Source organism: Micrococcus sp. TA1, from assembly GCF_014199555.1.
In the GTDB taxonomy this organism is placed as follows: Bacteria; Actinomycetota; Actinomycetes; order Actinomycetales; family Micrococcaceae; genus Citricoccus.
The window spans coordinates 1,252,731-1,273,393 of sequence record NZ_JACHNW010000001.1; the positions used below are offsets into that span (position 1 = coordinate 1,252,731).

Genomic DNA, 20,663 nt, shown 5'->3' on the forward strand with positions numbered 1-20,663 from the left:
GTGACCTGCGCGCTTATCGTGTCCGGCGTCCTCCCTAGCCTGACGTGTGGTGTTCGAACATGCGTTCTAATACCATGGTGGGAGTACGGCCGGACCTTCCCCTCGGACCGCTACCTCCCACCGCCAGGCCGGGTCATCCCCGGTTCCGGTTCGCCGTTCCTTCCCAGACGGCCGGACCGGAGCCACCGTGGACCCCGGCACCGACGGCACTGAGAAGGCACGACGAGAAGGACGGATATCAGGTCCCATGGGAATCTTCACGCAATCGGTCACGGTCGCCTGCACGACCGCGGGGGTGCCGCTGCACCTGGGGTGGAACGGCCGCGACTACGTACTGGCCGCCGAACCGGTGCGCTGGTACGAACGACGGCGCTGGTGGACCGAGGAACACCGGGCCGAGCGAGGCCGCGGCGCGGGGCTGGTGGACCACGAGGTCTGGCGGGTGCAGGTGCGCCTGGAACGGGCCCGCAACTCACCGCTGCTCACCCTGGACATCTCCCACCACCTGGACTCGGGCCGGTGGCGGCTGGTCCGCATCCATGACGGCGCCGCCGTGCGCCTGAGGGAGAGCGCCTGATGGGCGGTACCCCCGGGTTCCCCCATCTGCACGTAGCCAGCGCCTTCAGCGCCCATTACGGGGTGTCCTGGCCCGGTGAGCTGGCCGCGGCGGCCGCCGCGGACGGCGCCGATCTCCTGGCCTGCACCGACCGGGACGGCCTGTACGGCACCGCCAAGCACGTCGGGGCCTGCCGGGAACACGGCCTGGACCCGGTCATCGGCGTGGACCTGGCGGTGCACCGGGGATCCGACCACACCGGCACGGGGGTGCTGGACAGCGCAGGCCGGGTGGTCGTGCTGGCCCGTGGGGGGACCGGGGGCAGCGGCTACCGTGCCCTGGTCCGGCTGGTCTCGGCGGCCCACGCCCACACCACGGGCGGGTCCGCCGGGGGCACGCCGTACGTGACGATGGACGAGCTGGCCGGCTGGGCCGCCGGCCCCCACCACGGCGCCCCACCGGAACTGTTCGTGCTGCTGGGACCGGGATCCGACGTCGGGCAGCTGATGGCCGCGCGCAGGTACACCGCCGGCCGGGCGCTGCTGCGCCGCTGGAAGGCCGCCCTGCCGGCCGGGTCGCTGCGGGTGGAGGTGGTCTGCCACCTGTCCCCGCCCGGGGAGAAGCTCTCGGCCGCGCACGCCGTGAAGATGCTCCGCGCGGCCCGGGACGCCCGGGTCCCGGCGGTGCTGACCAACGCGGTACGGTACGCCACCCCGGACGGTGCCGCCACCGCCGACGTCCTCGATGCCGCCCGGGCACTGAGCTCCCTGGAGGCCCTGGCCGACCTCCAGCCCAACGGGCAGGGCTGGCTGAAGCCGGCCGGATCCATGCACCAGGTGGCCCGCGAGGTCTGCCGCGCCGCCGGGGCAGAGGGCGCCGGCGCGTTGCTGGAGGCCACCCATGCCCTGGCCGACGCCTGCCGGATGGACCCCGGACCGGACCTGGGCTGGGGGCGGCCCACGGTACCGGAGGCCTCGGTGATCGGGATCGACGGCGACCCGGTCACCGCCCTGCGCCAGCGCACCCTGACCGGGGCCCACGCCCGCTTCCCGCAGCTGTACAGCGGCAGCCGGTTCTCGTCGTCGCGGGCCGGCCGGGACCTGGAGGACCGGCTGGAACACGAACTGGGGATCATCACCCGGCTCGGCTTCGCCAGTTACTTCCTCACCGTGGCCGAGGTGGTCCGGATGATCGAGGACCTGGGGGTCCGGGTCTCGGCCCGGGGCTCCGGGGCGTCCTCGCTGGTCAACCACCTGTTGCGGATCTCGAACGTGGACCCGATGCGGCACGAGCTGATCTTCGAGCGCTTCCTGTCCCATGACCGCTCCACCCTGCCGGACATCGACGTGGACGTGGAGTCCGCCCGCCGGCACGACGTCTACGCGGCGATCTTCACCCGGTTCGGGAACGAGCGCACCACGCTGATGAGCATGCAGAACGGCTACCGGGCCCGCGGGGCGGTCCGGGACGCCGGCATGGCGCTCGGGATGGACGCCGAACAGGTGGACACGATCGCCAAGCAACTGTGGCGGTTCTCCGCCTCGAGCTTCCGCGAGGCGATGGGCCGGATGCCCGAGCTGCGCGGGTTCGCCGAGCAGGTCGAGTCCGGGCGGGCCGCGGGACAGCAGCAACTGGACCTGCTGGTGGACCTCACCGAGCGGTTGGACCGGTTGCCGCGGCACATCGCCATGCACCCGTGCGGGGTGATCCTGGGGGACCGGACACTGCTGGACCGGACCCCGGTGCAGCCCTCGGGCATCGAGCTGCCCATGAGCCAGTTCGACAAGCACGACATGGACCCCATGGGCATGCTCAAGCTGGATGTGCTCGGGGTGCGCATGCAGTCCACGATCGCCTACACGCTGGAGGAGATCGAGCGGACCACGGGGGAGCGGGTCGACCTGGAACGGGTGCCGCTGGACGACGAGGCCACGTTCGGGATGATCCGCACCACCCACACCCTGGGGATCTTCCAGATCGAGTCACCGGGCCAGCGGGAGCTGATCGGGAAGCTGGCCCCGGTCGAGTTCAACGACCTGATCATCGACATCTCCCTGTTCCGCCCCGGTCCCATGCAGTCGGACATGGTGCGCCCGTTCCTCGAGCAGCGCCACGGCTTCGCGGCGGCGAGGTACCCGCACCCGGACCTGGAACCGGTGCTATCCGAGACCCACGGGGTGACCGTCTTCCACGAGCAGGTGCTGCGGACCCTGGACACCATGACCGGCTGCGGACTGGCGAAGGCCGACGAGTTCCGCCGACAGATCGGTGGACCGCAGGAGGAGGTCGTGGAGGCCTACTTCCGGGCCGCGGCGCTGGAGAAGGGCTATCCCCTGGACGTCATCGACGAGGTCTGGGGCACCCTGCACGCCTTCGGCTCCTTCGGGTTCTGCAAGGCCCACGGGGCGGCCTTCGCCGTGCCCACCTACCACTCGGCCTGGCTCAAGACCCACCACCCCGAGGCGTTCCTGGCCGGGATCTTCGAGCACGACCCGGGCATGTACCCGCGCCGGCTGATGATCGCCGAGGCCCGCCGCATGGGCATCCCCGTGCTCCCGGTGGACATCAACGCCTCCACGGAGAGGTTCCGGATGGAGTGGGTGCCGGCCCACCCGGAACTGCCCGGTGGTCCTGCACGTCCCGGGCATTCCCGGCATCCCGACGGCAGCCGGTGGGGCATCCGCCTGGCGCTCACCTCAATGTCCGGGCTGAGCGAGCGCGAGGTCCGGCGGATCGTGGCCGGACAGCCGTACGCCTCGCTGGCCGACGTGCGCGACCGCGCCCGGCCCACCCGGCGCAACCTCGAGCGACTGGCCCAGCTGGGGGCGCTGGACTGCCTGCTGCCCCCCGGCGGGGCCTCGCGCACCGACCTGGTACACCACCTGGAGCTGCAGCACGCCGGGGGATCGGCGGGCATGCTCGGCGAGGCCCCCACCGGGCGGAAGCGGACGGCGGGACCCCGCCAGGTGGACGGGCAATTGTCCCTGGACCTGCCGGACACCGAGACGGAGGCGATCGTGCCGATGTTCCCCGCCCCGAGCCGCGACCAGATGGTGCGCACCGAACTCGACCTGACCGCCATGGACACCACCGCGCACCTGATGGACTCGCACCGGCCCTACCTGGACGCCCTCGGGGTCACGGCGGCGGAGGACCTGCTGAGCCTGCGCTCGCAGTCCCGCGTGCTGGTGGCCGGGGTGCGCGTGGCCACCCAGACCCCGCCGATGCGCAGCGGCAAGCGCGTGGTCTTCATCTCCGTGGACGACGGGACCGGCTGCGTGGACGCCTCGTTCTTCACGGAGGCCCAGCACGAGACCGGGGAGATGCTGTTCTCGGCCCGGTTGCTGCTGATCGAGGGCACCACCCGGCGGACCGGGCCCAAGGCGATCAGCCTGCAGGCCATCCGCGCCTGGGACCTGCACCGGCCCGAGGCGCTGCCGGACCCGGACTACCTGGACAGCACGCGCGAGCAATGGCGGGCCTGGCTGCGCCGGGACCGGTCCGCCGCCCGGTCCGGTGGCGCCCGGGAACCGGTCCCCTGGGGTCCCGGGGCCCGGCGCCGGCTCGTCGCGGCCGGTGCCGGGTCCGCTCCGGACGCCGGTGCGCCCCGGGACATCCCCCACCACGACACCGGCGACTGGCCGGTCAGGGTGCGCGGCGCCGTCGGGCTCCCGCCGGAGAGCTCGGCGACCGGCGGTGACCGCCGGGGGAGGGGCATCCAGGGCGCCGGGGTGCGCGAGCTGGACATCCACCGGCCCGTGCCGGTCCCGCACCCGGAGACCTGGGAGCTGCTGCCGACGCCGGAGGAGTGAACCGTCCTCCGTCAGCGCCAGAAGAAGTGGTGTTCCACGCCGCTGGGGCTCGGGACGCTCTCGTGGTGGAACCGGTCCTCCAGCTCCACGGGGCTGGACCACAGGCGCAGTCCGTCGCCGAACTCGACGGGCGCGACGGCGACGTGCAGGTCGTCGATGAGGCCCGCCTCCAGGAACTGCAGGACGGTGGTGACGCCACCCCCGATCCGGACGTCCTGGCCCCCGGCCGCCTGCAGGGCGACCTTCACTGCCTCTTCAGGGCTCGCATCGAGGAAGTGGAACGTCGTGTCGCTGAGCGAGAACGACGACCGGGGATGGTGGGTCAGGACGAAGACCGGGGTGCGGAACGGCGGATCATCACCCCACCAGCCCCGCCACTCCTCGTCCGGCCAGGGGCCCCGGATCGGGCCGAACTTGTTGCGCCCCATGATCTCCGCGCCGATGTTGTGCGTGAAGTCGCGCACGATGTGGTCGTCCAGGCCGCGGCTGCCGCCCGGATCCGTGCGGTTGGGCCAGCTGTCGGTGGCCCCGGCCCAGCTCATGAGCGGAGCCGGGTCAAGGTCACCGAAAGGGCGCTCCAGGGTCTGGTTGAACCCGGCCGCGATGCCCTCGCGGGAGACCGCGAAGTTCTGCACGCGGACGCGGGGCGGCCGTGGATGGCGTGTGCTGGACATGACGGTGTCCTCCGGAATCGGGGTGGGAAGGGGAGGTGGGGCTCGGTACCGCGGTCTACCGGGCGGTTGCGCCAGTGGCCACCCAGCGTAGGGAAGGCGCTACCGTGCGGCTAGGCGCCGGGTGCGGTGCCTCAGGAGCAGGCCGTCCGTACTCCACACCCGACGCGTCAGCCCCGCTCATCCACACATGACCGACAGGCTCTTACCGCGTCCGCGATGCATAGTCGAATGTATGTACTAGAGGACGCCATACGGGCCGGAGCCAGGCTGCCGCCCGGACAAGGATCATCGGCTGGCCTCGGAGCAGCGACCGTGAAGGGGAGCAACGGCCGTGAAGGATCAGCGGTAACGATGAACGGGAAGGAGGAGACCATGGGCGGGCGGATCCCGGACGAATTGTCGGACTGGAGTCTTCCCGATCTCCTCGATGCAGCCCGGGCCTTGGTGGGCGAGCTGGCCGGCAGAATCGGCGACCCGATGCTCGTGGAGCGCTTACCGCACTTCCCCTCCAACGACCGACTGCATCCGGCCGATGAGTGGGGACTGCATGCGGATGTCGTGGAGGACATCAGCTTCGAGGACGCCATGGCGCAGACTCCGGTCGAGGTCCCGCCGCCCCGGGGAACGTTCCCCGAACTCCACACGTCCGTGGAAGAGCTGGGCCGGGTCGTCGATTCGGCGCGGACCGCGCTGGCCGGTCACACGGACAGGCTGTTCGACGAGCACGCGAGCCGGAAGGAGATCCTCGGCATTCCCGAAGGCAAGTCCGCCTATCGCGATGCCGTGGACTACCTGAGGGAGCACCTGCGCATCTCCCGTCGGCACGCCAGGTCCCGGATCGAGCGATCCCGGTACGTCCTGTCCACCCCGACCCTCGATCGCACTCAGGCAATGCCTCCCCGGTTGCCGATCCTGTCGCGAGCCGCCTCGGAAGCAGACCTGGACCCGGCCGCCGTGGACGTGATCGCATCCACCCTGGCTGGCGCCCGGGCGGAGTCGACGGACGCGAAGGTGGCCCCTGCGGACGTGGACCAGCTGCTCGTCGAGGGGGAACGGTCTCTGGTGAGCTCTGCCCGAGTCCTCGACCCGGACGCACTGGGCACGGTCTGCGCGCACTGGCGGATCCGTTTCGACGCGCTCGTGAACCCGGACGGGGCCGAGCCCACCGAGAGCCGGCGGCGGGCTGAGCAGGGGCTGTTCTACCGGGGCCGGCGGACGGGTTTGCATCGCTGGTCCTTAGTGGCCACCGATGGCCAGCACGAAGTCCTCAAGACCCTCGTCTCAGCCGCCTCGAACACCCGAGCGCAGAGTTCCGCGCCGTCCAACCCCGCCGGTGCCGCTTCCACCCCGACTGACTCCATACCAACCGCCGCTTCCACTCCCGCCGGCGACTCCATTCCAACGGCGGAGTCCGCGAGTCCGGCTCGGCAGGCCTGCACCACGGGACCCACGAACACCTCTCGTGCAGGCAAAAGTTCCAGTGCGAACAGCGGTGTCGATACGGTCGTCGACGTCGACATCGAGGCCGACCTGGAGGCAACGCTCGATGGTGACCGTGTAACCGGCGGCGTCCGTGATCCTGATGGCATGGACGGGGCCGACGTGTTCTCGGACCCCGGCATCCTGTGGGCGCAGCAGCTACGGGCGGCAAGGGAGCTCGAGGCCCAGGCAGAGACAGAGCGCGCCGCACGGTACGCCGCCGCGGCGGCCGGCGAGCCCGCGGGTTGGAACACTCCGGTCAGTGACCCCGATGACCTGGACGAACGGACCCGGAGCCAACAAGAACTGGACGGAATGATCAGCGCACTGACGGGTGCCCTCGCCCTCACCGCCGGAACCGACGCTCCCGACGGTGGTGGGGGAGCCCGGCCACAAGTACTCGTGACGATCGACTACCAGACGTTGTTGGACCACACCTTCCGGCCGCCGTCGGAGCTCCCGGCTCGACGATCATCGAGCGGGTCCGCTCCAGAGGCCTGCCCGGAGCCCTGCTGCGACTCCAGTCTGGAAGCGGAGCCCCGGAGTGGCATGAGTCCGGAAAGCGCCAATGCCTCGTTCAGGGACGATGGATCGGGAGAGCGTGGGAGCCGGTTCAGTTCGGCGGCCTACGTCGGCGAGATCAGCCCCACCACCATTCGCGCCTGGGCGTGTGACGCTGAACTGATCCCCGTCGTCCTGGGAGGCGAGGGGGAGGTCCTCGACCTGGGCCGGTCCCGGAGACTGTTCACCAGGAAGCTGCGCCGTGCGATCACGGCCCGGGACGGCGGCTGCACCGCGCCGGGCTGCACCATTCCGGCGCCGTGGTGCGAGGCCCACCACGTCGAGCACTGGGAACACGGCGGGCCAACCTCCGTGGACAACGGTGTGCTGTTGTGCTCGCACCATCATCACGCGGTGCACGCGGGAGCATGGACGATCTCGATGCGCCATGGCGTTCCCTGGTTCATTCCCGCCGCATACCGGGATCCTTCCCAGCGTCCCCGCCGCAACACCTACTGGCGCCCCGAGGCGGCTGCCGAGGGTCTGCTCGGGATCCGAACCTGACGTCGAGGCCTGGCATGCTGGACGGCACTCCGCCACCAGGAGATCCATGATGCGTCTGGACTGGCCGAGGACAACCGTTGAGGAGGCCACTCCCGGCGAGGGTGAGGGGGACTCCGAGGTGATTGCCCCGGGTGGCCCGGATGGGGGTGAGGCGAGAACAGGGGATCAGGCGCTCGCGGACGATCAGGCGGGTGCCGCGGACTGGCCGCCCGACCTGCGGCCCTGCCCTAGAATGGCCCGTGGCTGGCGGTGGCCCCCGTATGCCACCAGCTGTGAAGCCCCAACCAAGGAGGAATGGCCCGTGTCCGAGGCGCTGCAGAGCGAGCAGATCACCATCACCGTCAACGCCGAACAGCGGGAGGTGGCCCTGGGATCCACCGGCACGGAGCTGTTCGCCGAGGAGAAGACCACCGTCGTGATGCGGGTGAACGGTGAGCTGCAGGACCTGAGCCGTCAGATCCCGGCCGGGGCCGACGTGGTCGGCGTCGACATCTCCGAACAGGACGGCCTGAACGTCCTGCGCCACTCCGCCGCCCACGTGATGGCCCAGGCCGTGCAGCAACTGCGTCCGGGCGCCAAGCTGGGCATCGGGCCGTACATCACGGACGGCTTCTACTTCGACTTCGACGTCGAGGACCCGTTCACCCCCGAGGACCTCAAGGCCATCGAGAAGCTGATGCAGAAGATCATCAACTCGAACCAGTCCTTCGCCCGCCGCGTCGTGAACGAGGACGAGGCCCGCGAGGCCATGGCCGCGGAACCCTACAAGCTGGAACTGCTCGGCAAGCAGGACCAGGCGGACGCCGTCGGCGAGGGGGCCAACATCGAGGTCGGCGCCGGCGAGATCACCATCTACGACAACGTGGACCGCAAGTCCGGCGAGACGGTGTGGTGTGACCTCTGCCGTGGCCCGCACCTGCCCAACACCAAGCTGATCTCCAATGCCTTCGCCCTGACCCGTTCTGCCGCGGCCTACTGGCTCGGCAACGAGAAGAACAAGCAGCTGCAGCGGATCTACGGCACCGCCTGGCCCACCAAGGACGACCTCAAGGCCTACCAGGAGCGCCTCGCGGAGGCCGAGCGGCGTGACCACCGCAAGCTGGGCGCCGAGATGGACCTGTTCTCGTTCCCGGACGAGCTCGGCTCCGGTCTGCCCGTCTTCCATCCCCGCGGCGGCATCATCCGCAAGGAGATGGAGGACTACTCCCGCCGCCGGCACACGGAGGCCGGCTACGAGTTCGTCTACACCCCGCACATCACCAAGCAGCACCTCTACGAGGTCTCCGGGCACCTGGACTGGTACGCGGACGGCATGTTCCCGCCCATGCACATCGACGAGCAGCGTGACCCGGTCACCGGTGAGATCAGCAAGCAAGGGCAGAACTACTACCTCAAGCCGATGAACTGCCCGATGCACAACCTGATCTTCGCCTCGCGCGGCCGGTCCTACCGTGAGCTGCCCCTGCGGATGTTCGAGTTCGGCGCGGTCTACCGGTACGAGAAGTCCGGAGTGGTGCACGGCCTGACCCGCGTGCGCGGCATGACCCAGGACGACGCCCACATCTACTGCACCCGGGAGCAGATGAAGGAGGAGCTGGCCACCACGCTCACCTTCGTGCTGGACCTGCTCAAGGACTACGGCCTGAACGACTTCTACCTGGAACTGTCCACCAAGGATCCGGAGAAGTTCGTCGGTGACGACGAGGCGTGGGAGGAGGCCACCCGCACCCTCGAGGAGGTCGCCGCCGCCTCCGGGCTGGACCTCGTTCCGGATCCGGGTGGCGCCGCCTTCTACGGCCCGAAGATCTCGGTCCAGGCCAAGGACGCGATCGGGCGCACCTGGCAGATGTCCACGATCCAGCTCGACTTCAACCTGCCCGAGCGTTTCGACCTCGAGTACCAGGCCGCCGACGGCACCCGCCAGCGCCCGGTGATGATCCACCGCGCGCTGTTCGGCTCCATCGAGCGCTTTCTCGGCGTGCTCACCGAGCACTACGCCGGTGCCTTCCCGGCGTGGCTGGCCCCGGAGCAGGTCGTGGCCATCCCCGTGGCCGAGGCCTTCAACGACTACCTCGCGGAGGTCGTCGCGACGCTCAGGGCCCAGGGCATCCGCGCCCGCCTCGACGACGGCTCGGACCGGTTCCCGAAGAAGATCCGCACCGCCTCCAAGGAGAAGGTGCCCTTCGTGCTCATTGCCGGCGGCGAGGACGCGGAGGCCGGGGCCGTGTCCTTCCGCTTCCGGGACGGCAGCCAGGACAACGGCGTGCCCGTGGCCGAGGCCGTCGAGCGCATCGTGAGCGCCGTGAGGAACCGGGAGATCCAGTGACGTCCCAGCCGGGGCAGCAGGGAGAGCCGGTGCCGGAGCGGGAGGCCGGGCCCGACGGCGGCCCGCGCACCGACGACTTCCAGCTCGCCGGGACGCCGGACGGCTTCCAGCGACTGTGGAACCCCCACCGCCTGGCCTACGTCCGCGGGGGACAGGACCAGGTCCGCGACGAGTCGACGTGTCCGTTCTGCGCGGCGCCGACGCGGTCGGACGAGGAGTCCCTCATCGTCGCGCGCGGGACCACGGCCTACGTGTTGTGCAACCTGTACCCGTACAACGCCGGGCACCTGCTGATCTGTCCCTACCGCCACGTGCCGGACTACACCGACCTGACGGTGGAGGAGACGGCGGAGCTGGCCCGGCTGGCGCAGATCGCCATGACCGCCCTGCGGGAGACCTCGGGTGCCACCGGGTTCAACCTGGGCATGAACCAGGGCAAGGCCGGTGGCGCGGGCATCGCCGCGCACCTGCACCAGCACGTGGTGCCCCGGTGGGGCGGTGACGGGAATTTCCTGCCGATCATCGCCCAGACGAAGAACATCACCATCACCCTGGACACCGTGCGGACCGTCGTGGCCGAGGCCTGGGCGGAGGCCGAGGCCGCCTTCGACGCGCGGCAGGCGGCGACCGCCGGCGGGTCCGGTACCTGATGCTGAACCGCCACGCCAGGACGCTGTTCACGCGGATCCTCACGCCGCTGGCGAGGTTCCTGCTGGACCGCAGGGTCACGGCGGACGCCGTCACGATCGCCGGCACCCTGGGCGTGGTCCTCGGTGCCCTGGTGCTGTACCCGGCCGGGGAGCTGTTCTGGGGCACGGTCGTGATCACCCTGTTCATCTTCTCGGACGTCCTGGACGGCGTGATGGCCCGGCTGGCCGGAAGCCCGGGGGCCTGGGGGAGCTTCCTCGACTCGACGCTGGACCGCGTGCAGGACGCCGCGGTGTTCCTGGGCCTGGTGCTCTGGTTCTTCGGACCGGGCGACCTCGCGCCGGCCGGCACCGCCGCGGCGGCGTGCCTGATCCTCGGCCAGCTGGTCTCCTACGTCCGGGCCAAGGCCGAGTCGCTGGGGTTCGACGCGAACACGGGGATCGCCGAACGCGCCGAGCGCCTCGTGGTCACCCTGGTCTTCGCGGGGCTGACGGGCCTCGGCCTGGAGCCCTGGGTCCTGACCGGGGCTCTCGTCCTGCTCGCCGCGGCCTCGGCCGTCACGGTCGGGCAGCGGGTGGCCGCGGTCCACCGCCAGGCGGGGGGGCGTGGCGCCTCGGACCGTGCGGCACAATGGGGGCATGAATGAGGCCATCAAGGACACCAACGAACCTCTCACCGAGCGTCCCCTGAACCTCCCCGAGTACTTCCTGCTGCTGTGCCTCGATGACGAGAAGGGCCGGCTGCTGCTGGACGGCCCGACCGTCGGCCTCGGACTGGCCGGCGCCGCGCTGGCCGACCTGGCCCGCCGCGGCCGCCTGAAGGTCACCCAGACGACCGTGCAGAGCATCGACCGGCCGGAACAGGTCTTCACCGGCGACCCCAACCCTCCGGCCTGGGCGCACACCACGGACCTGGAGTGGCCCCTCGAGCAGGTCTGGGACATCATCCGGGCCTTCACCCGGCACCGTGATGCCGAGCAGTGGATCAACCGCTTCTCCCGCCAGTCCCTGCGGGACGCCGTGGCCGCCTCGCTGGTCAAGCGCGGGATCCTGGAGGAGGACGAGAGCATCGTGCTCTGGGTGTTCCACCGCACCCGCTACGTGGAGAAGGACCACCACTTCGAGAAGGAGCTCAAGAACACCCTGCGCTCCGTCCTGCGCGGGACACAGCCCGCCGACGACGTCACCTGGCCGCTGATCTCCCTGATGCGCAGCACGCGCCTGCTGCACCGGCTGTTCCCCGACTCGGACAAGGAACACATCCGGGCCGCCGCCCTCACGCCGGTGGGCAGCCCCGGCACCACGAATTCCGTGTCCGAGGTGCTCCAGGCCACCGAGAACGCGATCGCCGAGGCGCTCACGGCGACCACGGGCGGTGCCTCCGCCCTGGACTGACGGTCCTGCGCGCGGCCTCAGCGCGGCGCCGCGATCCTCGCCACCACCGCTGACGTCACCGCCACCAGGTCCCGTGGCACGAGCCTCACCTCCAGGCCCCGCTGCCCGGCGGAGACGTGCATCCGGGGCAGGTCGAGGGCGGAGGAGTCGACGACGGTCGGGACCGGGTTCCTCTGGCCCACCGGGGAGATGCCGCCCACCACGTAGCCGGTGCGGCGCTCCGCGAGGGCCGGATCGGCCAGGGCCACCTTCTTCACCCCCAGCGCGAGGGCGACGGCGCGCAGGTCCAGGGAACCGGAGACGGGAACGACGGCGGCCGCGAGCGAGCCGTCCGGGAGCTGGACCATCAGGGTCTTGAACACCTCCGCGGGCTCGAGCCCCAGCGCCGCGGCGGCCTCGGCTCCATACCCTGACCGCGGCGACACCGCGGACTCGAAGCCGATCACCTCGTGGTCGACGCCGGCGCGCTCCAGGACGCGCAGGGCCGGCGTCGCCGCCGACCGGGACGGCCGTCCGCTCACCCCGCCGGCTGGCCGGCGAGCTGGTCGGCGATGTTGCGCTTGATCCGGCCCAGCATGGCGGACATGCCGCGCAACCGCAGCGGGGTCAGGGCCTTCTGCAGGCCCAGCCGGGAGGAGAGGTCCTCCGGGATGGCCAGGACGGTCGCGGCGGTCAGGCCGTCGAGTCCCTGGGCGAGCACCGAGGCGAAGCCGCGCGAGGTCGGCGCCTCCGGTGGTGCGGAGATGAACAGGCGGACGATCGAGTCCGGCGACGCCGGGCCGGCACCGGGGGACTGCGCCTCCCGGTCCTGCGTGTCCTGGAGCTCGACGGCGAGGAAGAGGGGGGACTGGCACTCGATGACCTGTTCCATCTCGTCCTCGTGCCCGGCGTAGCGCTCCGGCAGCGCGGGGAGCTCATCGGAGAACTCGAGCAGCAGCTCCAGCTTCTCCGGGTCCGGCACCGACTGGAAGTCCTCGATGATCCCCCGGAGCGTCTCGGGGAGCGCCGTGGTGGTCATCGCGGCAGCTCGCCGCGGTCCTCGCCGACCGCGATGGGCAGGCGCACGGAGTTGCCCCACTCGGTCCACGAGCCGTCGTAGTTGCGGACCTTCTCGTAGCCGAGCAGGTGGCGCAGCACGAACCAGGTGTGCGAGGACCGTTCGCCGATGCGGCAGTACGCCACCACGTCGTCGGACTCGCCGAGGCCGGCGTCCTGCGCGTAGATCTGCTCCAGCTCCTCGCGGGACTTGAAGGTCCCGTCCTCGTTGGCGGCCCTCGCCCACGGCACGGAGGCCGCGGTGGGGATGTGCCCGCCGCGCAGGGTCCCCTCCTGCGGGTAGCCCTCCATGTGGGTGGTCTCGCCGGTGTACTCCAGCGGGGAGCGGACGTCGATCAGGGGCTTGCCGAAGTGGCCCAGGACGTCCTCGCGCGAGGCCCGCTCGGTGGTGTCGTCGCGCTCGGTGACCGGGTACTCGGCCGGCGAGACCTGCGGGACGTCCCGGGTGGTCTCGCGGCCCTCGGCGATCCACTTGTCCCGGCCGCCGTTCATCAGGCGGGTGTCCGGGTGGCCGTAGAGGGTGAACACCCACAGGGCGTAGGCCGCCCACCAGTTGGACTTGTCCCCGTAGAAGACCACGGTGGTGTCCCGGGTGATCCCCTTGGACCCGACCACGCGGGCGAACTCCTCCGGGCCGATGAAGTCGCGCGTCACCGGGTCGTTGAGCTCGGTGTGCCAGTCGATCTTCAGGGCACCGGGGATGTGTCCCGTGCTGTAGAGCAGCGTGTCCTCGTTGGACTCCAGGACCACGACGTTCTCGTCCTGGAGGTGATCGGCGACCCACTGGGTGGACACGAGCTTGTCCGGGTGCGCGTATCCGCTGAACTCGTCAACGCCTGCGGTGTCTGCGGTGGTCGTCATCCTCGGCAGTGCCTTTCGCTTCGCGGGTCCCCGCGGGAAGGTGCTGCGGGGCGGTGACCGTCACGGGCCGTGTCCACCCTATCGGTGGAGGACGCCGGTCGCCGGTGGACGGCCATCGGTGTTCACATTACGCCACAATATCGCGTGGTAATTGGACAGGGTGCCGGCAGGTGCTCCGAGCCCGCGCGCGTGGCCCGGGGCAGCGGGCGCGCACCGGTAGAGTTGCCCTGTCCTCACCCCCCTCACGCCTCTCTACACCGCCAGGACGGAGCCGCTCGTGGCCGAGATCGTTCACCTCGCCGACCGCACCCCGCAGGTGTCCGCAGAGGACCTACTGGCCGGATTCCACCCGTCCTACCGCTTCGGCGAGGTCTCCTTCGACACCTACATCCCCGACCCGACGCACCCCTCGCAGGCCGAGGCCGTGCATCGGCTGCGGGACTTCGCGGCCTCCATCAACGGCCGGGGCGGTGGCGCCGAGTCCGGGGGCGGTGGGTTCCTGGGCCTGTTCAAGGGGCGGGACAAGCGCTCGGGGAACGGCCGCGGCGGGCGCGGGGGCAACGGCGCGTCGGCCACCGGCATCTACCTCGACGGCGGCTTCGGGGTCGGCAAGACCCACCTGCTGGCCTCGCTGTGGCACGCGGCCCCGGGGCGGAAGGCGTTCGGCACGTTCGTCGAGTACACCAACCTGGTGGGCGCCCTGTCCTTCCGCAAGACCGTGGACGTGCTCAAGGAGTACACCCTGGTCTGCATCGACGAGTTCGAGCTCGACGACCCGGGCGACACCGTCCTGATGTCCCGGCTGATGCGGGAACTCGCCGACGCGGGCGTGCGGCTCGTGGCGACCTCCAACACGCTGCCCGGGTCGCTGGGGGAGGGCCGCTTCGCCGCGCAGGACTTCAAGCGCGAGATCCAGGTGCTCGCCGAGCAGTTCGACGTGATCCGCATCGACGGCGAGGACTACCGCCACCGCGGGCTGGCCGCGGCGCCCGAGCCGCTGGCCGACGACGCGCTGATGGAGATCGTCGGGGAGCGGTTCCCCCAGGCCGGGGTCGTGTCCCAGGACGACTTCTCCGCCCTCACCGCGAACCTGTCCCGGGTGCACCCGAGCCGGTATCGCGCGCTGGTGGAGGACATCGACGTGATGGTGCTGCACGGGGTGGAGACCATCACGGAACAGGCGATGGCCCTGCGCTTCGTCGTGCTGGCCGACCGCCTCTACGACAAGGACGTGCCCGTCATCGCCTCCGGGGTGCCGTTCGACCGGTTGTTCACGGAGGAGATGATGAACGGCGGTTACCTGAAGAAGTACTTCCGCACGGTGTCCCGCATGACCGCACTGGTCCGTGAGGGGCAGATGGGCGAGACGGGCCTGTAACGCCCCCCGGGCCCGGCCGGTCCGCCGGCTGGGCCCGCGGCGACCGCACCCGCCTCGCGGGACAGCGGGGACAGTGGGGACAGCAGAAAGGCCCTCCCGGTCGGGAGGGCCTTTCTCGAGGGAGCGGATGACGAGATTCGAACTCGCGACCTCCACCTTGGCAAGGTGGCGCTCTAGCCAACTGAGCTACATCCGCGTGGCCGGCCTGCCCCGGGGGGCGTTCCGTCCGTGCGCGATACTGGGATCGAACCAGTGACCTCTTCCGTGTCAGGGAAGCGCGCTACCGCTGCGCTAATCGCGCTGGGGGTTTCCGGTGACCCGGAATCCTTCAGCTGCAGGTCCCCATCCTAGCGGATGGCGACCGATGCGAGGTGGGGACGGGATTCGAACCCGCGTACACGGCTTTGCAGGCCGTTGCCTCGCCTCTCGGCCACCCCACCAGGGTTGGGAGACTTGCGAGCGGATGACGAGATTCGAACTCGCGACCTCCACCTTGGCAAGGTGGCGCTCTAGCCAACTGAGCTACATCCGCACAGAAAACTGGTGACCGGAAGAACCAGTCACCGTGATTTCCAACGAGAGATGACTCTACTGCACGTTCGGGCCGATCGTCCAATCGGCCCCACGACCCGCGTGTTCACCCTGTCCGGACGCGGCCCTTACCGTGTCCGGACGGATGGGAGAATGGATGACCATGACGCAGCCCCGACTCGCCCACCAGACCGAATACGGCCGCATGTACGCCCGCAGCCTGGACGGCGTACCGGAGGTCCCCTCCATCACCACGGTGATCGGTCAGCAGGCGGCCGACCTGAGCGGCTGGGCGGGCCACATGGCCGCCACCGCCGTCATCGAGGACCCGCGCCTGCCCCAGGTCGTCGGTTCCCGGCCGCAGCTGAAGTCGGTGGCACGGCAGGCCTCCAGCGCGGCCGAACGGTACCGGGACGAGGCGGCCGCACGAGGGGACCGCGTCCACGACTACGCCGAACAGGTCGGGCTGCGGGCGCTGGGCCGGCCCCACCGCACGGCCGAGGTCCGTGCCGTGCTGGCCGACCACGGGGAGGGCGCCTACGCGGACCGCTTCGACGAGTGGTGGGACCTCTACGACGTCCGCCCCCTGGCCACCGAGCTGACCGTCTGGAACGCGACCGTGGGCTACGCCGGGACCCTGGACCTCGTCGCCACCATCGGCGGACGGACCTGCATCATCGACTACAAGACCAAGGGCACAACGCGTGACGGCCGGGTGAAGCCGCTGGACGCCAAGGTCGTCATGCAGCTGGTGGCCGGGCTGCGCGCCGAGGAGTCCCTCGTCGATCCGGCGACCGGCACGTGGGAGCCCTGGCGCTACGGGGACGCGCCGGTCCTGCTCGGCGTCGCCCTGGGCCAGACCGAGGTCGTCGCCCACCAGGCCAACCCCGAGGTGCTCCCGGCGCACTGGCGGAAGTTCTGGGCCCTGCGCCAGGTCTGGGGCTACTCCCAGGTCGCCGACAGCGCCGGCCCGGCACTGCGGCCCATCGGACCCCCTCCGGGCCCGGCCCCCGGACAGGCCCCTGCCGCCGGCCACGGGACGGACGCGACTAAGGTGGGCGCGTGAGCGTCCTTCCCATCCGCACCTTCCCCGACCCTGTCCTGCGCACGCCTGCGGCCGCCGCCGGGCCGGACCGGACCGACCTGCACCGACTGGTGCAGGACATGTTCGAGACCATGGACGACGTCGGCGGCGTCGGCCTGGCCGCCCCGCAGGTCGGCGTGGAGCTGCGCGTCTTCACCTTCGACGTGGAGGGCCGGCGCGGACACGTGATCGACCCGGTCCTGCGGACCTCCGGGGAGCTGGTCACCGAGCCCGGCGAGGGCTGCCTGTCCGTGCCGGGACTGCACTACAACCCGGAGCGGTACTCGGAGGCCGTCGTCACCGGCGTCGATGCGGACGGCCAGCCCGTGGAGTACCGGGGGCAGGGCCTGCTCGCCCGGTGCTTCCAGCACGAGGTCGACCACCTGGAGGGCCGGCTCTACATCGACCGGCTGACGGGGGAGGACCGGAAGGACTCACGGCGCAGACTGCGTGACCGCGCCTACGGCCAGGTGTCGGGGACCACGCAGGCTGACCGCGCCAAGTCCGTGAACTCGAGCTTCGGGGGTGCCCGGTGAGCGCCGCCCGCGCGGACTTCCGCGTCCTGTTCGCGGGGACCCCGCAGACGGCCGTGCCCTCCCTGGAGGCCCTGGTCCAGGCCGGGTTCTCGGTGGTGGCCGTGCTCACCCGCCCGGATGCCCCCGTGGGCCGCAAGCGGACGCTGACGCCGTCGCCGGTCGCGGCGCGGGCCGCCGAGCTCGGGATCCCGGTCCTGCACGCCTCCCGGCTCAGCGGGGAGCCCGGCCGGGACACCCTGGACCGGATCGCCGCACTGGACCTGGACGCGGCCGCCGTCGTGGCCTACGGGGCCCTCGTGCCGGCGGCGGGACTGTCCCTGCCGCGTCACGGCTGGGTGAACCTGCACTTCTCGCTGTTGCCCGCCTACCGGGGCGCGGCGCCGGTGCAGCACGCCATCCTCGCGCAGGAGGCCGTGACCGGCGCCTGCGTGTTCCAGCTGGAGGACGGCCTGGACACCGGCCCGGTCTTCTCGCGACTGACACGGGACCTCGAGCCGGGGGAGACCGCCGGCGAGGTGCTGGCCGACCTCGCCGTTAGCGGCGCCGCGCTGCTGTCAGAGACCCTCGCAGGGATCCAGGACGGAACCGCCCGGGCCGAGCCCCAGTCCGGGGAGCCGACCCTGGCGCCGAAGCTCGGGCAGCAGGACGGTCACGTCGACGCCGCCCAGGCCGCTGCTGCGGTGGCGGCCCGCATCAACGGCACCACGCCGGAACCGGGTGCGTGGGCACTCCTGGCCGGCCCGGCGCCGGCCGACGGCCCGGTACGGATCAAGCTCGTCGGTGCACGGCCCGAGGCGGTGCCCACCCCGGAGGGGAACGCCCCGGCGGGCCCGCGCCGGCCCGGGGAGCTCGTGGTGGACCGGAAGGCCGTCCACCTCCAGTGCGCCGACGGCACCGTCCGCCTGGAGAGGGTCCAGCCGGCCGGGAAGAAGGTCATGGCCGCGGCCGACTGGGCCCGCGGACTACCCGAGGGGGCCCGGTTCCTGACCGGGGCGGAGGAGGCACGGTGAGTGAGCGGAACAACCGGGGACGGCCCGGCCGGGGTGGCGGCGAGCGGGGCGATGAACGTCGCGACGACCGCGGCCGGACGCGCAACCGTGGCACCTCGGGCGGGCCACGGAAGTACTCCGCCACGGCACCCTCCCAGCGTCGTCGCTCGGCGGACCCGTCCCGGCTGGCGGCCTTCGAGACCCTCACCGCGGTCAGCCGCGACGACGCCTACGCCAACCTCGTCCTGCCGTCCCGGATCGCGGCACACCGCCTCGACCGCCGGGATGCCGGGTTCGCCACCGAGCTGGCCTACGGGGCCCTGCGGGGCCAGGGGTTCTACGACGCCGTCCTGGCCACCTGCGTCGACCGGTCCCTGGACCAGCTCGACCGCCCCGTGCTCGACGCGCTGCGGCTCGGGGCCCACCAGTTGCTCGGCATGCGGGTACCCGCCCATGCCGCCCTGGACGCCACCGTGGCCCTCGTCCGGGACCAGGTCGGCGCGGGGCCCTCGGGCCTGGTCAACGCCGTGCTGCGCAAGGTCAGCGCCCAGGACCGCGAGGCCTGGCTGGAGCAGCTGGCACCGGCCCCGGGCGACGACGACGCCCTGGCGATCCGCCACTCACACCCGCGGTGGATCGTCCGGGCGCTGCGCCAGTCGCTGGCCAACCACGGCCGTCCCACGAACGAGCTGGACGCCCTCCTCGAGGCGGACAACGCCGCCCCCGTCGTGAACCTGGTGGCGCTTCCCGGGCTCGGCGACCTGACGCCGGTCCTCGAGGCCGGTGCCGAGCCCGGCGCCCTCGCCCCGGACTCGGCGCTCTACCGGGGCGGCGACGCCGGCCGGTTGCCCGGGGTGCGGGAGGGCACGGTCCGCGTGCAGGACGTCGGTTCGCAACTAACCGCTCGCGCCCTGGCCGGGGTGGAGCCGGGGGAGGCCACGGGTGAGCGCTGGCTCGACCTCTGCGCGGGCCCCGGGGGCAAGGCGGCCCTGCTGGCCGCCCTGGCCCATCAGCGGGGGGCCACCCTGCTGGCCAACGAGGTCGCCGGACACCGCGCGACGCTCGTCGAGCAGGCCCTGGCCGCGGTGCCGCGGACGGCGTGGTCGGTCCGCTGCGGCGACGGACGGGACGTGGGCGGCGAGGTCCGGTCCGGTCAGTGTCAGCCGTTCGACCGCGTCCTGGTCGACGCGCCCTGCACCGGACTGGGATCCCTGCGCCGCAGGCCGGAGTCGCGATGGCGGCGCCAGCCCTCCGACCTGGGACCGCTCACCGAACTCCAGCGCCAGCTGCTCGACTCCGCCGTCACCGCACTGGCCCCCGGCGGCGTCCTCGGCTACGTGACCTGTTCGCCGCACCCGGCCGAGACCGTGTTCCAGGTCCAGGACGTGCTCAAGCGGCACCCGGAGCTGGAACTGCTGGACACCGTGGGCGCCCTCGACGCGGTGGCCACCGGCGACGTCTCCGGTGCGGGGACCGCCGGCGCACCGGGCACCGCCCAGCTCTGGCCCCACCTGCACTCCACCGACGCCATGTTCATGGCCCTGTTCCGCAAGGGAGCCTCGTGATGACCCACGCCATGCCGCACCGCGCCGAGCACACCCGGGGGATCCACATCCACCCGTCGATCCTGTCCGCCGACTTCGCCCGGCTCGCCGAGGAACTGCAGCGGATCGGCGGAGCGGACGCGGTGCACGTGGACGTCATGGACAACCACTTCGTGCCGAACCTGACGTTCGGGCTGCCGGTGGTGCAGGCCATCCGCTCCGCGACCGACCTGCCCCTGGACGTCCACCTCATGATCGAGGACGCCGACCGGTGGGCTCCGGGCTACGCGGAGGCCGGGGCGGAGTCCGTGACCTTCCACGCCGAGGCCTCCGTGGCACCGATCCACCTGGCCCGTGAATTGCGCCGGCACGGCGCCCGGGCGGGGATGGCGATCAAGCCCCAGACCGCCGTCGAGCCATACCTGGACATGCTCGCGGACCTGGACATGCTCCTGCTGATGACCGTGGAACCGGGCTTCGGCGGTCAGTCCTTCCTCGATGAGGTCCTGCCGAAGATCCGGCGCGCCCGCGAGGCCCTGGACGGTTCCGGCGTCCCGGTGGCGCTCCAGGTCGACGGGGGCATCACCGAGGACACCATCCTGCGCGCCGCCGAGGCGGGGGCAGACGTCTTCGTGGCCGGCTCGGCCGTGTACGGCGCAGAGGACCCGGCGGGCGCCATCGAGGCGTTGCGGCGCGCGGCCCTGGGCTGACCACCGCGGGGCCGGCGGGG

Annotated in this window: 17 protein-coding genes and 4 tRNA genes; 13 read left to right on the top strand and 8 right to left on the bottom strand. The window is 71.5% G+C overall.

Translation table 11 applies throughout. The features are described 5' to 3' along the window. Positions 1–247 precede the first annotated feature (247 nt). Positions 248–577 carry a DUF6504 family protein gene (locus GGQ69_RS05430; protein WP_010142480.1) on the top strand — a complete coding sequence of 110 codons (330 nt, stop codon included), beginning with the start codon at positions 248–250 and terminating at the stop codon, positions 575–577. Then, entirely contained in the window at positions 577–4,368 is a 3,792-nt protein-coding gene (locus tag GGQ69_RS05435) for a DNA polymerase III subunit alpha (RefSeq protein ID WP_183525604.1), read from the top strand. The genes GGQ69_RS05430 and GGQ69_RS05435 overlap by 1 nt, the downstream gene beginning before the upstream one ends. Positions 4,369–4,379: 11 nt before the next feature. On the opposite strand, the gene GGQ69_RS05440 is transcribed toward GGQ69_RS05435, so the two are convergent. After that, positions 4,380–5,042, bottom strand: coding sequence for a dihydrofolate reductase family protein (locus tag GGQ69_RS05440; protein WP_183525606.1), 663 nt, complete (start codon positions 5,040–5,042; stop codon positions 4,380–4,382). Between the two features lie 351 nt (positions 5,043–5,393). Here GGQ69_RS05440 and GGQ69_RS05445 point away from each other — a divergent pair, with 351 nt between their 5' ends. From GGQ69_RS05445 to GGQ69_RS05465, 5 genes are all read left to right on the top strand, one after another. Further along, positions 5,394–7,586: an HNH endonuclease signature motif containing protein gene (locus GGQ69_RS05445; protein ID WP_183525609.1), complete on the top strand. Its 2,193-nt coding sequence runs from the start codon at positions 5,394–5,396 to the stop codon at positions 7,584–7,586. Positions 7,587–7,899: 313 nt separating this feature from the next. Next, positions 7,900–9,912, top strand: a complete 2,013-nt coding sequence (thrS, locus tag GGQ69_RS05450; protein ID WP_183528330.1) for a threonine--tRNA ligase — start codon at positions 7,900–7,902, stop codon at positions 9,910–9,912. A gap of 29 nt (positions 9,913–9,941) precedes the next feature. After that, positions 9,942–10,562, top strand: coding sequence for an HIT domain-containing protein (locus tag GGQ69_RS05455; protein WP_183528332.1), 621 nt, complete (start codon positions 9,942–9,944; stop codon positions 10,560–10,562). Beyond that, complete coding sequence (pgsA, locus tag GGQ69_RS05460) at positions 10,562–11,206, top strand: phosphatidylinositol phosphate synthase (RefSeq protein WP_183525612.1); 645 nt, start codon at positions 10,562–10,564, stop codon at positions 11,204–11,206. Before GGQ69_RS05455 ends, pgsA begins: the two co-directional genes overlap by 1 nt. Further along, complete coding sequence (locus tag GGQ69_RS05465) at positions 11,199–11,954, top strand: GPP34 family phosphoprotein (protein WP_183525615.1); 756 nt, start codon at positions 11,199–11,201, stop codon at positions 11,952–11,954. The genes pgsA and GGQ69_RS05465 overlap by 8 nt, the downstream gene beginning before the upstream one ends. Positions 11,955–11,971: 17 nt before the next feature. Here GGQ69_RS05465 and ybaK read toward each other — a convergent pair whose 3' ends face one another. From ybaK to GGQ69_RS05480, 3 genes are read right to left on the bottom strand one after another with little or no spacing between them, the layout of a single operon-like run. Beyond that, the gene (ybaK, locus tag GGQ69_RS05470; protein ID WP_183525618.1) at positions 11,972–12,475 is read right to left on the bottom strand and encodes a Cys-tRNA(Pro) deacylase; all 504 of its coding nucleotides are present in this window, start codon (positions 12,473–12,475) and stop codon (positions 11,972–11,974) included. Continuing rightward, positions 12,472–12,972: a SufE family protein gene (locus GGQ69_RS05475; protein ID WP_183525621.1), complete on the bottom strand. Its 501-nt coding sequence runs from the start codon at positions 12,970–12,972 to the stop codon at positions 12,472–12,474. Before GGQ69_RS05475 ends, ybaK begins: the two co-directional genes overlap by 4 nt. Next, on the bottom strand, positions 12,969–13,871 hold the full coding sequence (locus GGQ69_RS05480) for a sulfurtransferase (protein ID WP_183525625.1): 903 nt from the start codon (positions 13,869–13,871) through the stop codon (positions 12,969–12,971). The genes GGQ69_RS05475 and GGQ69_RS05480 overlap by 4 nt, the downstream gene beginning before the upstream one ends. Positions 13,872–14,148: 277 nt before the next feature. On the opposite strand from GGQ69_RS05480, the gene zapE reads away from it, so the two are divergent. Then, on the top strand, positions 14,149–15,249 hold the full coding sequence (gene zapE / locus GGQ69_RS05485; protein ID WP_183525628.1) for a cell division protein ZapE: 1,101 nt from the start codon (positions 14,149–14,151) through the stop codon (positions 15,247–15,249). Between the two features lie 122 nt (positions 15,250–15,371). On the opposite strand, the gene GGQ69_RS05490 is transcribed toward zapE, so the two are convergent. The 4 genes from GGQ69_RS05490 to GGQ69_RS05505 form a co-directional block, all read right to left on the bottom strand. Continuing rightward, a tRNA-Gly gene (locus GGQ69_RS05490) sits at positions 15,372–15,445 on the bottom strand. A gap of 33 nt (positions 15,446–15,478) precedes the next feature. Further along, positions 15,479–15,550: transfer RNA gene (locus GGQ69_RS05495), tRNA-Val, on the bottom strand. Positions 15,551–15,618: 68 nt separating this feature from the next. Continuing rightward, positions 15,619–15,689 (bottom strand) — tRNA-Cys (locus GGQ69_RS05500). An 18-nt stretch (positions 15,690–15,707) separates the two neighbouring features. Then, a tRNA-Gly gene (locus GGQ69_RS05505) sits at positions 15,708–15,781 on the bottom strand. Between the two features lie 162 nt (positions 15,782–15,943). Between GGQ69_RS05505 and GGQ69_RS05510 the strand changes: the two genes are divergently transcribed. Genes GGQ69_RS05510 through rpe form a run of 5 tightly spaced genes read left to right on the top strand, consistent with a single transcriptional unit; the run spans position 15,944 to position 20,643 of the window. Beyond that, positions 15,944–16,846, top strand: a complete 903-nt coding sequence (locus GGQ69_RS05510) for a cytochrome (RefSeq protein WP_183525631.1) — start codon at positions 15,944–15,946, stop codon at positions 16,844–16,846. Continuing rightward, on the top strand, positions 16,843–17,400 hold the full coding sequence (def, locus tag GGQ69_RS05515) for a peptide deformylase (protein WP_183525634.1): 558 nt from the start codon (positions 16,843–16,845) through the stop codon (positions 17,398–17,400). Before GGQ69_RS05510 ends, def begins: the two co-directional genes overlap by 4 nt. After that, positions 17,397–18,410: a methionyl-tRNA formyltransferase gene (gene fmt / locus GGQ69_RS05520; RefSeq protein ID WP_183525637.1), complete on the top strand. Its 1,014-nt coding sequence runs from the start codon at positions 17,397–17,399 to the stop codon at positions 18,408–18,410. The genes def and fmt overlap by 4 nt, the downstream gene beginning before the upstream one ends. Beyond that, positions 18,407–19,954, top strand: coding sequence for an RsmB/NOP family class I SAM-dependent RNA methyltransferase (locus GGQ69_RS05525; protein WP_183525640.1), 1,548 nt, complete (start codon positions 18,407–18,409; stop codon positions 19,952–19,954). The genes fmt and GGQ69_RS05525 overlap by 4 nt, the downstream gene beginning before the upstream one ends. After that, positions 19,954–20,643, top strand: coding sequence for a ribulose-phosphate 3-epimerase (gene rpe, locus GGQ69_RS05530; RefSeq protein ID WP_010142497.1), 690 nt, complete (start codon positions 19,954–19,956; stop codon positions 20,641–20,643). The genes GGQ69_RS05525 and rpe overlap by 1 nt, the downstream gene beginning before the upstream one ends. Positions 20,644–20,663 lie beyond the last annotated feature (20 nt).

Coding starts and splice junctions, on each gene's coding strand:
- pgsA (WP_183525612.1), top strand. CDS start 10,562: ATGCTGAACCGCCACGCCAGGACGCTGTTCACGCGGATCCTCACGCCG.
- GGQ69_RS05440 (WP_183525606.1), bottom strand. CDS start 5,042: ATGTCCAGCACACGCCATCCACGGCCGCCCCGCGTCCGCGTGCAGAAC.
- GGQ69_RS05430 (WP_010142480.1), top strand. CDS start 248: ATGGGAATCTTCACGCAATCGGTCACGGTCGCCTGCACGACCGCGGGG.
- rpe (WP_010142497.1), top strand. CDS start 19,954: ATGACCCACGCCATGCCGCACCGCGCCGAGCACACCCGGGGGATCCAC.
- GGQ69_RS05475 (WP_183525621.1), bottom strand. CDS start 12,972: ATGACCACCACGGCGCTCCCCGAGACGCTCCGGGGGATCATCGAGGAC.
- GGQ69_RS05465 (WP_183525615.1), top strand. CDS start 11,199: ATGAATGAGGCCATCAAGGACACCAACGAACCTCTCACCGAGCGTCCC.
- GGQ69_RS05480 (WP_183525625.1), bottom strand. CDS start 13,871: ATGACGACCACCGCAGACACCGCAGGCGTTGACGAGTTCAGCGGATAC.
- GGQ69_RS05435 (WP_183525604.1), top strand. CDS start 577: ATGGGCGGTACCCCCGGGTTCCCCCATCTGCACGTAGCCAGCGCCTTC.
- GGQ69_RS05510 (WP_183525631.1), top strand. CDS start 15,944: ATGACGCAGCCCCGACTCGCCCACCAGACCGAATACGGCCGCATGTAC.
- GGQ69_RS05445 (WP_183525609.1), top strand. CDS start 5,394: ATGAACGGGAAGGAGGAGACCATGGGCGGGCGGATCCCGGACGAATTG.